Origin of the sequence: Lactococcus cremoris subsp. cremoris NBRC 100676 (genome assembly GCF_001591705.1) — a bacterium.
GTDB lineage: Bacteria > Bacillota > Bacilli > Lactobacillales > Streptococcaceae > Lactococcus > Lactococcus cremoris.
On sequence record NZ_BCVK01000061.1, the window covers coordinates 1 to 14,895 of the forward strand.

Genomic DNA, 14,895 nt, shown 5'->3' on the forward strand with positions numbered 1-14,895 from the left:
GTTTAATAGACTATAAAATTTCAAAGAGGTTCTACTTATGGAAAGTGCAAAAAGGTATGCATTAGTGGGAAATATTTTACAAACGATTTATTTTATTTTCCTATTTATTGCTGGAAGTCTGAACACATTTACTAAATTCTTTCATCTCGTGATTCTTGCAAACGTTGGAGTACGTGGTGTATTTTCAGTCATTCCTCTTCTTATTCTTGTGATTTTGAGTTGGTATGCTGCAAGTCGCTTAGAAGATGCAACTTGGCGAATGGTTTTACTCATTGTCGCGATTATTGCAATTTCCGGGTCAGGAAGCCTGATTCCAGGAATTCTGTTCATTGTTGCTTTCTTCAAATCCGGAAAGAAAGCTTAATAAAAACCAAAAAGACGGCTCTAGTCATTTTTTTGTTATAATGAAATTCATGAATAAATTAGAAGAAATTTCCAATTTTGCGCGAAAAATTCATAGTGGTAGCAATGATGGACACGGTTTTGATCATATCGAGCGGGTTGTGAATCTTGCTCAAAAAATTCTACTGACAGAACCATCAGCAGATTCTGAGCTTGTCCTTGCCACTTGCTACTTGCACGATACTTATGACGAAAAATTAACGACTGATGTTCCTAAACAAAAGACAAAAGTCCTCAATTTTTTAAATGACATTGGAATAAGTAAAAAAGTTAGTGATGAAATATTTTCGATTATTGACAACATGAGTTTTTCAAGTAATTTAAGTGAAAAAAAAGCACTGACTTTGAATGGATAGATTGTCCAAGATGCGGACCGCCTGGATGCGATGGGAGCCTGGGGGATTGTTCGTACACTTGAGTATGGTTGGGCAAAAAATAGAGTCATTTATGACCCAAATCTTCAGCCTTTGACCTATAAGTCTAAAGAGGATTATCATGCTCAGCAAGATAACTCAACACTCAACCACTTCTATGAAAAATTATTTTTGTTGAAAGATTTATTGAATACCACAGAAGGAAAACGATTGGGCGAGAAACGCGATAAAATCATGCATCTTTTTGTCAGTGAAATCGAGCAAGAATATGAAGAATCTCATTTATAAATTTGCTGACAAGTTTGTCAGAGGATTTTTTGAATCTTCGTCAGCAAAATTAATTCAAAAATTGAAAGGCAATATCTGATGAATTTCTTATCCAGTGTATTCAATAAAATACTTACTCAACTTGATAAAAAAAGAGTAAATAAATTCAAAACTGAGCAACCTCTCAAGCCAAACTTGAATTCAAAAACCTTAGTTTTTGCGCATCGTGGTTCAAAATCTAATAATCCAGAAAATACACTTGCTGCCTTTCGTGAAGCCATCCGCGTTCAATCTGATGGAATCGAGTTAGACGTCCATTTATCGCTTGATAATGAATTAATCGTCATCCACGACGAGAAAATTGACCGGACAACAAACGGCAAAGGCTTAGTTAGAAAAATGACTTCTGCTGATATACAAAAATTTGATGCTGGCTCTTGGTATCATCCTAATTTTGCTGACGAAAAAATTCCTCGCCTCTCAGAAGTATTAAAATTACTGACAGATTTATCCTTTAACGGTTATTTAAATATTGAAATTAAAACCGATAAATTTAACTATCCTGGAATTGAAAAAAAAATATCTGAATTAATGACAGAGAGTAAATGGCCTTTTATTTATATTTATAGCTCCTTTAATTTGCAGTCCTTAAAAAGAATTCACGAACTTGAGCCTAAGATTGAAATAAATTATTTAACAAAAAATATTTTACACTTAAAAAAACGCCAAGAAGGCATATTGACCGACTTTATCACCGGAATTCATCCCCGCAGAAATTACGCACTCAAGCACCCACTTCTTCTAAAAGCTTCTAATAGACCCTTTCGCCTCTGGACCGTTAATCAAGAGTCTGAAATGCGCAAAGCTTTTCAACAAAATGTAGCTGGAATCATTACCGATTATCCTGAACAAGCCTTAAAAATTCGTCAACAAATTCAAGAGCAGCCAAAATAGGCTGCTTTTTTGTCCATAAATGAGATCTACTTCACAAAATTTTGAAGATAAAATCACATAGTGTAGCAATTGTAAGCGTGAAGCATTTTTCTTTACATTTTGTTTCACAAAGGGTATAATTAAATCGTGCGTGTTATTTTGTCAAACTTATTTGACAAAATAAGCACAAGGATTTGGAAGGGATGCATAAATATGCAATTTATTAACTATCTAGGTCAAGACGCTTACACCAATATCGCGATGGACAGCTGGCTTCTTTACAACTTAAAGCCAACTGAGCCTGTTTTTGCTCTCTGGCAAAACAAACGTGCGGTTATTGTTGGGCGCAACCAAAATACTTTTGCCGAAGTAAATCAGGACTACATTGACAGTCATGACGTCCAAGTTGTTCGTCGGGTATCTGGCGGTGGCGCTGTTTATCATGATGAGGGTAACATTTGTTTCACCTTTTTTGTTCCAGTTGAAAATTCTGGTTCTGTAAACTTTAAAAAGTTTGTTCAGCCTATGTATGAAGCACTTCATGCTGTAGGAATTAAAGCAGAAATCACCGGACGTAATGACCTTGAAGTTGAAGGCAAAAAGATTTCAGGGAATGCGCAACGCTATGCAGGAGGATATCTCATGCATCACGGAACGCTACTTTGGGATACCGATGTTGAAGCTATGATTCGCTCGCTTAATGTATCCGATGAAAAATTTGTCAGTAAAGCTGCCAAATCAGTCCGTGCTCGAGTAGGAAATATTAAAGAGTTTGCACCTGATGAATTAAGCTTAGGTAGCTTTATTGAAGCCTTGAAATACTACCTCACCGACGAAGGAAAAGACGGCGAACTGGTCTTAACTGATGAGCAGCTTGATTCCATCAAAAAAACACGTGATGAGCAATTTGCTACATGGGACTGGAATTATGGTGAATCACCTAAGTTCTCCTTCCAAAACCACGCTAAATTTACTGGCGGAGCCATTGATATTCAAGTCAATGTTGAAAATGGTAAAATTACCGAAATTAATTTCCAAGGAGATTTCTTGGGGGTTCGCGACTGGCGGGATATTAAAGACCAATTTATTGGTGTCGAATTTGAACCCGCAGCCGTCCTACAAGTCCTTGAAGCAAATAAGGACGGGCAATATTTCGGAACAATTCAAAATACCGAACTTTCTGAAATGTTCAAAGCCGACTATCGAGTCGACTAACTTATTTCACAAGCATAACCTTAGGAAATTTCTCCAAAAAATGATAAATTTCTAATTATAGACACATAAAATAGAAAGGGAATCTATTATGCCAAATTCAGAACAAATCTTAGATTTCAAAGCGCAGCTATCACTGCAAGACACCGCATTTCCAATGCTACAAATTCTTAATGAAGAAGGAAAAATTGTTGACGAAGAAGGTCTTAAACGTGCAGGACTTTCTGATGAAAAACTCGTTGAACTCTTTAAAAGCATGCTTTTTGCACGACAAGTTGACATTCGCTCAATGAAATTAGCTAAACAAGGACGTATGGGATTCTTTGGACCTCACGCTGGCCAAGAAGCTTCTCAAATGGCCTCAGGTTTTGCTTTCACTGATGAAGACTGGCTTTTCCCAGGTTATCGTGATTTGCCACAAATCTACGCTAAAGGTTGGCCAATTTGGAAAGGGCTTCTTTGGTCTCGTGGACATCAACTTGGTAATGAATATACCACTGATGATGGTAAACCTGTAAACTCATGGTTTCCACAAATTATTATCGGTGCTCAATACGTTGAGGCCGCTGGTGTAGCACTTGGACTTAAAAAACGTAAAAAAGATGCTGTAGCCTTCGTTTACACTGGAGATGGTGGTTCTTCACAAGGGGACACTTATGAAGGAATCAACTTTGCTGGTGCCTATAAAGCCCCACTTGTTGCCTTTATCCAAAACAATGGTTATGCCATTTCGACTCCTCGTAGCCTACAAAGTGCTGCTCCTCATTTGGCCGCTAAAGGTTGGGCTGCCGGCGCTCCGTCTATCGTTGTTGATGGAATGGACGCAATTGCCATGTATCTTGCTTCTAAAGAAGCTCGTGCTTGGGCAGTAGCTGGAAATGGTCCGGTTGTTATTGAAGCTATTACAAACCGTCTTGAACCCCATTCAACGGCTGGTGATGACCCACTTCGCTATCGTACTAAAGAAGATATTGAAGCTTGGTGGAAAAAAGAACCACTCGTTCGTATGCGTAATTTCTTAACTGAAAAAGGACTTTGGGATACAGATAAAGAAGAAGCTTATGTTGCTGAGCTTGATGCACGTATTGATGCTGATATCAAGAAAGCAAATAATGTTGAAAAACAAAAAATTTCAAGCTTCATTAAAAATACACTTGAAGTGCCAAGCCAAGCAATGGCAGAACAAATTGCAAAATTTGAAAGCGAGGGCAAATAAGAATGGCAGTAAAAACTTATATTGCAGCAATTACAGAAGCGCTTGATTTGGCGCTTGAAAAAGACAAAGATGCACTCATTTTTGGTGAAGACGTCGGACAAAATGGTGGGGTTTTCCGTGCCACTGACGGACTTCAAGCAAAATATGGTGAAGACCGCGTTTTCAATACTCCACTCGCAGAATCAGGAATTGGTGGAATGGCAATCGGTCTTGCAACACAAGGTTTCCACCCAATTATGGAAATCCAATTCGGGACCTTTATCTTTGAAGTTTTCGACTCAATTGCTGGACAAATGAGCCGGACACGTTATCGTTTTAATAACACTCGTTCAAATAATATTGTCGTGCGTACGCCTTATGGTATCGGAACTAAAACACCTGAAATGCATGCTGATTCAATCGAAGGATTGTTTTCACAACTCCCTGGGGTACGTGTGGTTATGCCTTCAAATCCAGCGGATGCTAAAGGTTTGCTACTCGCATCAATTGAAAATAATGACCCTGTTATTTTCCTTGAAAACCTCCACCTTTACCGTTCATTAAAAGGTGAAGTTCCTGAGGGTTACTACACAACACCGCTTGACCAAGCAGCCGTCGCTAAAGAAGGTTCTGATGTTTCAATCATTGCTTATGGTGGAACTGTTCCTCTTGCTCTCAAAGCTGCTGAACAACTTGAAAAAGATGGAATCAAAGCTGAAGTTATTGACCTTAGAACTGTTGCTCCTCTTGACATCGCATCAATCGGTAAAACAGTTGAAAAAACTGGACGTGTTGTTGTTGTTCAAGAAGCTCAACGTACCGCTGGTATTGCGGCAAATGTAATGGCTGAAATTTCAGAACGTTTTGTCTTGAATCTTAAAGCACCTATTGGACGCGTAACTGGTCCAGACTCAATTTTCCCATTTGCACAAGCGGAAAATGATTGGGCAGTTAAAGCTGAGGATATCGTGAATAAAGTTAAAGAGGTGGTTGATTATGACTGAGATTTTTAAAATGCCTGATATTGGCGAAGGAATGCACGAAGGGGACATTGCCAACTGGTTAGTTAAAGTTGGAGATGTTGTTAAAGAAGATGATCCAATTGCTGAAGTACAAAATGATAAACTCATGCAAGAAATTCTCTCTCCCTACTCTGGGACTGTAACAAAACTCTTCGTTGAAGAAGGAACAACTGTAGAAGTTGATTCTCCTTTGGTTGAGTTTGATGGAGACGGTTCAGGAACTTCTGCAGCTGCTCCTTCCGCTCAAGAAACAGCAAGTTCTGATGCTCCTTCTGGCAATGCTCAAATCTTCACCATGCCTGATATTGGTGAAGGAATGCATGAAGGCGATATTGCCAACTGGCTCGTTAAAGTTGGAGATGAAATTAAAGAAGATGATCCTGTTGCAGAAGTTCAAAACGATAAACTCATGCAAGAGATTCTTTCTCCTTACTCTGGAAAAGTCACAAAACTTTTCGTCGAAACAGGAACAACTGTAGAAGTTGGTGCTCCTTTGATTGAATACAATGGAAATGGTGAATCTTCAAGTAATCCTGCTCCTGCTGCTAGTCCTGCGCCAATTGCGGAAGCTCCTAAAGCAGCCGCTGCACCTACTGATGCGCCATTGACAAAAACAACTTCTACTGGACATATTCTTGCTATGCCATCTGTCCGTCATTATGCTCGTAAAGCGGGAATTGATTTGACTCAAGTACCTGCAACTGGTCGTCATGGGCATACAACTTTGGCTGACGTTAAAGCTTTTGAATCTGGTAGCGTTGCACCAATTGCTCCTGTGGCTCCAGAATCAGCTCCTGTGGCACCTGCGCCTAAAGCTGATAAAGCTACGGAAAAAGCCCCAACTGTTAAATCTGTGGCTGGAGATCGTCGTGAAGCAATGAATCCAACTCGTAAAGTTGTTTCTAAAGTTATGACTGCTCAACACACTCATATTCCACCAGTAACAAACTTTGATCAAGTGGAAGTTTCTAAACTTGTTAAACATCGCGCCATCTTCAAAGAAGTAGCAGCAAAACAAGATATCAAATTGACTTACCTTGCTTATGTTGCTAAAGCCTTGGCAACTACTGCTCATAAGTTCCCAGAAATTAATGCTTCTGTTGACTATGATAAGCAAGAAATTGTTTATCATGAACATGTCAACCTCGGGATTGCTGTAAATGCCCCAACTGGTTTATATGTCCCAGTCATTCATGAAGCTGAAACTAAATCAATCCTTGAAATTGCAAAAGAAATTGCTGAATTAGCGACTGCTACACGTGAAGGAACGCTTAAACCTCAACAAATGCAAGGCTCAACGATTACAATTTCAAATATTGGTTCTGCTCGTGGTTCTTGGTTTACACCAATCATCAACGGTTCTGATGTTGTGATTTTAGGTTTGGGTTCAATTGTTAAAGAACCAATTGTCAATGGTGAAGGTGAAATTGTCGTAGGACAAAACATGAAATTGTCTATGACTTATGACCACCGTTTGATTGATGGTATGTTGGGTCAAACATCACTTAACTACTTGAAATCACTTTTGGCTGACCCTGAGTTCATGCTTATGGAAATTTAATACGATGTAATGAATGGTGCTGAATCCCCTATTCATTACACGCGAATTCCTAACGGACATTCGCTAATCGTCTTATTAGAAAACTTATGAAAAAATATCGTTTTCATAAGTTTCCGTCATAGTTTTTAAATAAAATTCTTAGGACAAGTCTGTCAGTAAGTTTACAACGTTGTAAACCCTAGTTGACATTGAAGTTTACAAGAAAAGAGGAATAAAAAATGGTTGTTGGTGCACAAGCAACAGAAGTTGATTTGGTTGTTATTGGTTCAGGCCCTGGCGGTTATGTTGCGGCCATCCGTGCGGCTGAACTTGGTAAAAAAGTTACGATTATTGAAAAAGATAATGTCGGTGGGGTTTGTTTAAATATTGGATGTATCCCATCAAAAGCATTGATTAATATCGGTCATCATTATCAAGAATCTTTGGAAGAAGAAAAGGGCGAAAATCCTTTTGGACTTTCTGTCGGAAATGTTAAATTAAACTGGGAATCTGCCCAAAAATGGAAACAAGATAAAGTTGTCAACCAGTTGACTGGTGGCGTTAAAATGCTACTTAAAAAACACAAAGTTGACGTAATTCAAGGAACAGCTGAGTTTATTGATAACAATACAATCAATGTTGAACAAGAAGATGGTTTCCAACTTTTGCAGTTCAACGATGTAATTATCTCAACTGGTTCACGTCCTATTGAAATCCCATCTTTCCCATTTGGTGGTCGTATTATTGACTCAACAGGTGCTTTGTCACTTCCAGAAGTGCCTAAACATTTGATTATTGTTGGGGGTGGCGTTATTGGTTCTGAGCTTGGTGGAGCTTACCGCATGCTCGGTTCTAAGATTACAATTGTTGAAGGCTTGGACCACATTTTAAACGGTTTTGATAAAGAAATGTCTGATATCATTGCGAATCGTGTGAAATCTGCTGGTTCTGAAATCTTTACTTCGGCGATGGCTAAATCAGCTACTCAAACCGATAAAGATGTGACTTTAACTTTTGAAGTTGACGGAAAAGAACAAACAGTAACTGGTGATTACTTACTCGTTTCTGTTGGACGTCGTCCAAATACTGATTTGATTGGCTTGAACAATACTGATGTCAAATTGACTGACCGTGGTTTGATTGAAGTTGATGATTCTTATGCAACGAATGTTCCTCATATTTACGCGATTGGTGATGTGGTTCCTGGACCAATGCTCGCACACAAAGCTTCTTTCCAAGCCAAAGTTGCTGCAGCGGCCATTGCTGGAGCTAAAGATGACGTGGACTTGCACGTTGCTTTACCAGCCGTTGCTTATACAACAACTGAACTAGCAACAGTTGGAGAAACACCTGAATCTGTTAAAGACCGTAAAGATGTCAAGATTTCTAAGTTCCCATTTGCTGCAAATGGTCGGGCCATTTCAATGAATGATACCACTGGTTTCTTACGTTTGATTACCGAAACTAAAGAAGGTGCCTTAATTGGTGCTCAAATCGTTGGTCCTGGTGCATCTGACTTGATCTCTGGTTTATCACTAGCGATTGAAAATGGATTGACTTCTAAAGACATTTCATTGACTATCCAACCTCACCCAACACTTGGTGAAGCGATTATGGATACAGCTGAATTGGCTGATGGCTTACCAATTCACGTTTAATAAAATTAAAAATCACTGACGAAATAATCTGTCAGTGATTTTTTTGTGGAAAATTTACTGGCAAAACTCTCTAAATATTTCTGTCAGTAATTTTAAGTTTTCCACTGTGGATAAATTTACTGACAGAACTTCCGGCGGCTTATCCACAGGTTTATTTCATAATATCTGCCCAACCAGACATTCCGTCCAAGAATTTTTTGGATTTTAAATGAATTCCAACATATTCATCATAAAGTCCATCAATAAATTGACGAATTTTTGCTTTCATTTCTGCTTTTATCGAGATTTTCTTTAATTCATCTAAAGAAATTTCTTGAAAAAGATTGATTAAATAAATCACGTTAGGGTCAAGATGACTTCTTCGCAAATCTTCATCGAAATGCCTTGGACAAAGGCAGCCACTAAATTTATATGAAAAATCAAATGGTCCTACTGTTTTATGACAAAAAGCACATTCTGAAAAGTTCAATGAAACCCCAAAACGATGAAGAACTTGTAATTCAAAAATATTAGTCACGACTTCCATATCAAATCCTTGGTCTAAAAGTTCCAAACTTCGCTTTAGAAATCCATAAAGTGCTGGGTCATATTGATTATCAGAAATGGCTGAATCAGCTAAACTTATGATATAAGAGGCATGAGCATTGATGAAAATATCTGCACTAATATTTTTATAAACAACGACTTCACTGACATCTTCGATAAAAGAAAATCCTCCGTCATTAATTGTTGCCGTCAATTTTCCATCAGTAAAAGCTTGTAAGGAACTGGCATAAGAAGATTTTCCAAAATTTTTGACAAAAAACATCCGCTTACCAAAAGACTCTGTAAAAATCTTGACCAATTTATCTTTTTCTTTGTAATTACGACTATAAAGTACTAAACCTTGAGTTTCGGCATCACGCATGATTTTCCCCTTTCAATAAGTTACTTCATTATATCAAAAAAATCACTGACAACTCTTGCAATTGCCATCAGTGATTTTAATTTTACTGACAGATTTCTCAGCCACGTTTTTTAGTTACATAATCTGTTAACCTTGCCATTGCCTGCTCAATGACATCCATTGAAGCCGCATAAGACAAGCGGACAAATCCCTCACCGTACTGACCAAAAGCAATACCGGGAATAATGGCAACTGCATTTTCTTTTGCAAAATCAACCGCAAACTTGAATGAATCTTGCTCCAAATCAGCTGGAATTTTTGCAAAAATGTAGAAAGCTCCATCTGGTTCAATAATTTTAAAACCAAGAGCTGACATTTTTTCAATAATATAATCACGACGTTTAAGATATTCTTTTTTCATCGGCAGGGCATCATCAGCTCCATTTTTCAAAGCTTCAATTGCAGCAAATTGAGACTGAGTGGAAGCCGAAGTTACCAAATATTGGTGCGTCTTAATAATCTGTGCCACTAATTCACGCGCCGCAAAGATTAATCCAATTCGCCAACCGGTCATCGCATGTGACTTTGATAAACCATTAAGAACAATCGTTTGCTCAGGGGCATATTCAGCAATTGACACATGCGGTTGGTCAGTGTAATTTAATTCAGAATAAACCTCGTCAGCAATTACAAAAACTTCATGCTTTTTCAAAACCTCAGCTAGAGCCTTGATTTGTTCACGATTATAAGTTACTCCTGTAGGATTTGCGGGGTAATTAAAAATAACAGCTTTAACTTTTCCTTCACGCTCAATAATCGCTTGATCAAGCATCTCAGGCGTTAAAACAAAATCGTTAGCTCTGGTATCAATTTCAACCAAAGAACCACCAGCAAGCGTAATTAAAGGCTCATAGCCAGGGTATGCAGGGGCTGGAATCAAAACCTCATCACCCGCAACTAAAATTGACAGCAAAACACTAGAAATGGCTTCGGTCACTCCAACAGTAACTAATATTTCATCCTCAGCAACATAAAATAAACCATATTTTTTTAACAAAAATTCACTAGCAGCCTGACGTAATTCTAATAAACCAGCCATTCCAGTATAATGACTTTGATTATTTTCAATCGCCGCAATTCCTGCTTGCTTGACATGTTCAGGTGTATAAAAATCAGGCTCTCCCAACGTCAACTTGATAATATCAGGGATAGATGAAACCTGTTGGTCAAATTGGCGAATGAGTGAAATTTCAATTTTATCTAAATTAGGGTTAAATTTTTTTAATAAATCCATAAAAATCCTCTACTTACCATCCTGTTCTACTGACAGAAATCTTTTGACAATATTATACACTATTTTCAGACTATTTACTTTACTGACAAACCTGTCAGTAAAAAAAGCACTCTAAATTTTTAAAATTAGAGTGCTTTTACTATTTATGGCTCGGCAGGGGCTCGAACCCTGGACCCATAGATTAAGAGTCTACTGCTCTACCAACTGAGCTACCGGGCCAACCTATAAAAAGTTGAATATTTTGTGACCACTTCTAGAATTCTAAAATTCTGTGGTAGTAATGATAAATTGCTTCGCAATTTTTCTATCTGCAACCTTGAAGCAGTGCTTCAAGCCAACTGAGCTACTGGGCCAACTTACTAGCTTATTATACCGATTTATAGACCAAAATGCAAGAATTTTTATTATCTTGACTCAAAAATATAAAGCCAGCCCCCAAGAGTTTGAAAGACAGTTACTCCTTAGTTAAAGGCCTCTGAGTACTGAATTACTCCTGATTTTCCTTCTAATCTACCATCAATTAATTCTTTAATCATAAAGTTCTCATTTGGAACTTCAAAGGGTGCTTGGATTTGATATTGACTTGCTGGAACATAGCCAAATCTAGGATAATAACTTTCATGACCTAAAATGCTGATAAAGGAATAGTCCAAAATTTTGGCTCTTTTTTCAAGCTCTAATAGTATTGCAGCTCCAATTCCTTTTCCTTGATAGGCAGGCAAAACATCAAGAGGAGCTAATACCAAACCTTTAAAACTCTGACTCTGATTGACAATACTCACCTCACTTAAAAGCCCATGACCTGTGATTTTACCATCTTCAAAAGCAACAATTTCCAAATCTTTGATATAGCCTTCTTCATTACGAATTTTATCAACAAGTTCAGCCTCATTACCATAACCATGTTCTGACTGACTAAAAGATTCACGAATAAGTTCAGCAACTTCTTTATAGTCTTCTAAATTTATTGTTTTAATTATCATTATCTTCCTCTCCTAATAAAATCTCTATCATTATTTTAACAGTTATTCTTCAGTTTTTCATTAGATATTAGTAATAAATTTATTTTCTGGTTTTTTAATTACAAGAAATCTATCTAATCTTGATTTTATTTCGATTCCGATAATTATTTGATTAGATTACTTATCTCTGCTATCATAGAATATTGTGATAAAAAAATAAAGGAATTATTATGATTAAACAATTTTTAGGTATTATTAACTCAGAGTTCAAAGACTACAATCGACGAAAATTCTTGCAAGATTTGATGGCAGGGATTACCGTAGCAGCCGTTGCTCTCCCCTTAGCCCTTGCTTTTGGTGTGTCCAGTGGAACTACGGCAGCAGCCGGACTAATCACAGCGATTGTCGCGGGCCTAATTATTAGTTCCTTTTCTGGAGCCTTTTATCAAATCTCAGGCCCAACAGGAGCGATGGCCGCTATCTTAATTTCACTCATTGGCAAATACGGAATGAATGGGATTTTTATAGCCACTTTCATGGCTGGAATCTTTCTCTTACTTGCTGGTATTTTCCGTTTAGGAAACCTTATCTCACTCATTCCATCTCCAGTCATTACAGGTTTTACTTCCGGAATTGCAATCATTATTGCTAGCGGACAAATTAAAAACTTTTTCGGGATTGAACACTTTACAGGTTCTTTTTTTGATTTAATGAAATTTATCGGAGGGTTACATATTGATTATCCCTCAACAATTATTGGAATTTTAACGATTTTATTAATGATTTTTTATCCCAAATCATGGGGGAAAAAATTTCCAGCTTCTTTATTGGCTATCCTTCTTTCAACCCTTGCGGTCCTTGCTTTAAAATTAAATGTCCCAGTCGTAGGAAAAATCCCTACAACACTCATTCCCCAAGCACATCTTCGTTTAACTGAAATAAATCTTCAAGATATGAAAACCCTCCTTATTCCAGCCATAAGCATCACCGTCCTTGGAATGACTGAAAGTCTCCTATGTGGAGCATCTGCTGGACGTGCTACTAACCATCCAATGGATAATAACCAAGAACTTGTCGCTCAAGGAATTGGGAACATTTTTATCCCCTTCTTCGGAGGTATTCCAGCTACAGCCGCAATCGCTCGAACAAGTGTGGCAATTAAGGCTGGAGCGCAAACTCGCTTAACTGGTATTATTCACGCGCTCATTTTACTTTTATCAATGTTCTTGTTTGCCCCATTTATGACACACATCCCACTCAGTGCCCTTGCTGGTGTCCTTATCATGACTGCCCTAAGAATGAATGAATGGGAAGCAATTCATTTCCTATTCAAAAATAAATTAAAGAGTGGGATGATTGAGTTTTTTGTAACTATGATTATTACGGTTATTTTTGATTTGAGTACTGCAATCTTAGCCGGAATCATCGTTGGCTTCTTACTTTTCATCTTAAAAATTTCCCAAATTGAAATTAACAGTTCTCAAATTGAACCCGAACGAATTAGTCAAAATCATCATGAAGTATTTAGCGAATGGACTGTCATTTATATCTCTGGCCCACTTTTCTTTTTAAATAGCAGTAAGCTAAAACAGGTCATTGATGCCCTTCCTACAAACACAAACATTGTCCTCTCTCTAAGAGGTGTTCCAATGATTGATGTCACTTCCATTAAGTTACTGATTGATATTTATAGCGTTTTCCATGAAGAAAATCGCCAAATTGTCTTTGCTTCAATGAATGGTAAATTAAAAGAATCCTTTAGAAGAACAGGACTTATCAATCTGGTTGGTGAAGAAGCTATCTATCCAAGTGTCAATGAATTCCTTTTAGATTTGGTAGATAAAAAGAATTAAATAAAAAAAATAGACCCATGATATGGATCTATTTTTTTATTTATAAATCAATCAGTAATTGTTCTGATTGAATACATTTAAAGAGACTTACTTTTATCTAGAATAACCCCCGTTAATAAAAGTAATATCTTCCGTATCATTATAAGTACTGTAAGCTTTTACCATTGCTATAATCCAATCCACTAAAGACCAAATTCCAAGAGTAAACCCGTTGAATAACAATTTACAAATTCCAACTCCAATTTGTCCACGCATAAAACGATCGACTCCAAGTCCGCCAAATAGGAAACTTCCCAACCAGACAAATAGATGTTTATTGACTGTTTTCGTTGTCATAATAATAACTCCTGTCAGCTTTTATCGTGGCTCAGCGCTTGCACGTAGTTTGATTAAATCTTTAAATTAAAAATTTTGCTTAGATTATTTAGCTTTTTTTAGTAAGGTGTAGTTAATAAATTCTTGTCCTCTCAAATAAACAAGATTCTGTTTCAATTCTTGATAACCCATTTTTTCAAAAAAAGCTTTTGCTGTAATCGAAGAATTAACGCTAAACATAAGAGCCTGAGAACTTTTTTCCAAATCCTTTAACAATTGCTGACCAACTCCCTGCCGTTGATAATCTGCACTTATGTAAAACAAATCAATATAACCTCTATCATCAATATTACCAAAACCGACTATCTCATCTTGATTAACTACAATCCTTGAGTTCGTAGCCAACAAATTATCATTAAAGCTTAGCTTATCGACTTTTGACCAAGCCTCTACTTGAGCTAAATCATAATCAGCAATATTTATCTCAAAAATAGTCTTTTTAAAAAGCCTGATAATTTCTTCCAAATCTTTTGGCTCATAGTTTCTAATGATCAACACTATCCACTTTCTAGTCTCACTTATTATCTTCTTATCCAAATTTATCAACTCAGACACTTAATTTTTAAACAAGAAGCAATGATAAATCTGCTTCATTTAATATTATAACAGAAATTGCACGAATTATTTCATAAAGTTATATTTTGTCTGTTTTTGTAATATTAATTTTTATTCTTTCCTAAATCTTTAAATTAATAAATAAAAAAACACATAGAAATTAAACTATGGGTTTATAAAATCGAAAGATAGTTTTGGCACATATCCAGGTACAAACAAAGTTAGACTGACCTTTTATTGTGGTTGTCAGATAGGCACATTTTTGAGGTACTTTCATTTTACAAAAATATCTCAAGCAATAGATTAACAAAGGTTAATAACAAATGAAGCCCAAAACTATTTTTTATCAGTAGTTTGATTCAAAAGG

The 14,895-nt window shown here is 36.9% G+C and carries 13 protein-coding genes, 1 tRNA gene and 1 pseudogene; 9 read left to right on the forward strand and 6 right to left on the reverse strand.

The window, feature by feature from the left end; genetic code table 11:
* Positions 1-37: 37 nt before the first annotated feature.
* The 8 genes and pseudogenes from LLA01S_RS10120 (at position 38) to lpdA (ending at position 8,603) form a co-directional block, all read left to right on the forward strand.
* Positions 38-364 (forward strand): hypothetical protein, encoded by a 327-nt coding sequence (locus LLA01S_RS10120; protein ID WP_011675122.1) that lies wholly within the window; start codon positions 38-40, stop codon positions 362-364.
* Positions 365-413: 49 nt separating this feature from the next.
* Positions 414-1,064, forward strand: a pseudogene (locus LLA01S_RS13610) (HD domain-containing protein).
* Positions 1,065-1,142: 78 nt separating this feature from the next.
* Positions 1,143-1,997 (forward strand): glycerophosphodiester phosphodiesterase, encoded by an 855-nt coding sequence (locus LLA01S_RS10130; RefSeq protein WP_011675120.1) that lies wholly within the window; start codon positions 1,143-1,145, stop codon positions 1,995-1,997.
* A gap of 192 nt (positions 1,998-2,189) precedes the next feature.
* The gene (gene lplA, locus LLA01S_RS10135) at positions 2,190-3,191 is read left to right on the forward strand and encodes a lipoate--protein ligase (RefSeq protein WP_011675119.1); all 1,002 of its coding nucleotides are present in this window, start codon (positions 2,190-2,192) and stop codon (positions 3,189-3,191) included.
* A gap of 88 nt (positions 3,192-3,279) precedes the next feature.
* Positions 3,280-4,404 carry a thiamine pyrophosphate-dependent dehydrogenase E1 component subunit alpha gene (locus LLA01S_RS10140; RefSeq protein WP_011675118.1) on the forward strand — a complete coding sequence of 375 codons (1,125 nt, stop codon included), beginning with the start codon at positions 3,280-3,282 and terminating at the stop codon, positions 4,402-4,404.
* A gap of 2 nt (positions 4,405-4,406) precedes the next feature.
* A complete protein-coding gene (locus tag LLA01S_RS10145; RefSeq protein WP_011834176.1) occupies positions 4,407-5,387 on the forward strand; it encodes an alpha-ketoacid dehydrogenase subunit beta in 981 nt (326 codons plus the stop codon).
* On the forward strand, positions 5,380-6,966 hold the full coding sequence (locus tag LLA01S_RS10150) for a 2-oxo acid dehydrogenase subunit E2 (protein WP_061778258.1): 1,587 nt from the start codon (positions 5,380-5,382) through the stop codon (positions 6,964-6,966). The genes LLA01S_RS10145 and LLA01S_RS10150 overlap by 8 nt, the downstream gene beginning before the upstream one ends.
* A 218-nt stretch (positions 6,967-7,184) precedes the next feature.
* Positions 7,185-8,603: a dihydrolipoyl dehydrogenase gene (lpdA, locus tag LLA01S_RS10155; RefSeq protein WP_021165938.1), complete on the forward strand. Its 1,419-nt coding sequence runs from the start codon at positions 7,185-7,187 to the stop codon at positions 8,601-8,603.
* Positions 8,604-8,754: 151 nt separating this feature from the next.
* Here the strand turns inward: lpdA and recO are convergent, their stop codons facing one another.
* The 4 genes from recO to LLA01S_RS10175 form a co-directional block, all read right to left on the reverse strand.
* Complete coding sequence (recO, locus tag LLA01S_RS10160) at positions 8,755-9,510, reverse strand: DNA repair protein RecO (RefSeq protein WP_061778259.1); 756 nt, start codon at positions 9,508-9,510, stop codon at positions 8,755-8,757.
* Between the two features lie 97 nt (positions 9,511-9,607).
* On the reverse strand, positions 9,608-10,783 hold the full coding sequence (locus LLA01S_RS10165) for a pyridoxal phosphate-dependent aminotransferase (protein ID WP_061778260.1): 1,176 nt from the start codon (positions 10,781-10,783) through the stop codon (positions 9,608-9,610).
* Positions 10,784-10,929: 146 nt separating this feature from the next.
* Positions 10,930-11,002 (reverse strand) — tRNA-Lys (locus LLA01S_RS10170).
* Between the two features lie 242 nt (positions 11,003-11,244).
* Entirely contained in the window at positions 11,245-11,766 is a 522-nt protein-coding gene (locus tag LLA01S_RS10175) for a GNAT family N-acetyltransferase (protein WP_011675112.1), read from the reverse strand.
* A gap of 209 nt (positions 11,767-11,975) precedes the next feature.
* Here LLA01S_RS10175 and LLA01S_RS10180 point away from each other — a divergent pair, with 209 nt between their 5' ends.
* Complete coding sequence (locus tag LLA01S_RS10180; RefSeq protein ID WP_014571770.1) at positions 11,976-13,598, forward strand: SulP family inorganic anion transporter; 1,623 nt, start codon at positions 11,976-11,978, stop codon at positions 13,596-13,598.
* Positions 13,599-13,691: 93 nt separating this feature from the next.
* On the opposite strand, the gene LLA01S_RS10185 is transcribed toward LLA01S_RS10180, so the two are convergent.
* Both LLA01S_RS10185 and LLA01S_RS10190 read right to left on the reverse strand, forming a co-directional pair.
* On the reverse strand, positions 13,692-13,934 hold the full coding sequence (locus LLA01S_RS10185; protein WP_011675109.1) for a TM2 domain-containing protein: 243 nt from the start codon (positions 13,932-13,934) through the stop codon (positions 13,692-13,694).
* An 84-nt stretch (positions 13,935-14,018) separates the two neighbouring features.
* Positions 14,019-14,438, reverse strand: coding sequence for a GNAT family N-acetyltransferase (locus tag LLA01S_RS10190; RefSeq protein WP_228763850.1), 420 nt, complete (start codon positions 14,436-14,438; stop codon positions 14,019-14,021).
* Positions 14,439-14,895: the final 457 nt, after the last annotated feature.

Bases quoted from the DNA above. Each gene is read 5' to 3' on its own strand.
- LLA01S_RS10120 (WP_011675122.1), top strand. From the start codon at position 38: ATGGAAAGTGCAAAAAGGTATGCATTAGTGGGAAATATTTTACAAACG.
- LLA01S_RS10130 (WP_011675120.1), top strand. From the start codon at position 1,143: ATGAATTTCTTATCCAGTGTATTCAATAAAATACTTACTCAACTTGAT.
- lplA (WP_011675119.1), top strand. From the start codon at position 2,190: ATGCAATTTATTAACTATCTAGGTCAAGACGCTTACACCAATATCGCG.
- LLA01S_RS10140 (WP_011675118.1), top strand. From the start codon at position 3,280: ATGCCAAATTCAGAACAAATCTTAGATTTCAAAGCGCAGCTATCACTG.
- LLA01S_RS10145 (WP_011834176.1), top strand. From the start codon at position 4,407: ATGGCAGTAAAAACTTATATTGCAGCAATTACAGAAGCGCTTGATTTG.
- LLA01S_RS10150 (WP_061778258.1), top strand. From the start codon at position 5,380: ATGACTGAGATTTTTAAAATGCCTGATATTGGCGAAGGAATGCACGAA.
- lpdA (WP_021165938.1), top strand. From the start codon at position 7,185: ATGGTTGTTGGTGCACAAGCAACAGAAGTTGATTTGGTTGTTATTGGT.
- recO (WP_061778259.1), bottom strand. From the start codon at position 9,510: ATGCGTGATGCCGAAACTCAAGGTTTAGTACTTTATAGTCGTAATTAC.
- LLA01S_RS10165 (WP_061778260.1), bottom strand. From the start codon at position 10,783: ATGGATTTATTAAAAAAATTTAACCCTAATTTAGATAAAATTGAAATT.
- LLA01S_RS10175 (WP_011675112.1), bottom strand. From the start codon at position 11,766: ATGATAATTAAAACAATAAATTTAGAAGACTATAAAGAAGTTGCTGAA.
- LLA01S_RS10180 (WP_014571770.1), top strand. From the start codon at position 11,976: ATGATTAAACAATTTTTAGGTATTATTAACTCAGAGTTCAAAGACTAC.
- LLA01S_RS10185 (WP_011675109.1), bottom strand. From the start codon at position 13,934: ATGACAACGAAAACAGTCAATAAACATCTATTTGTCTGGTTGGGAAGT.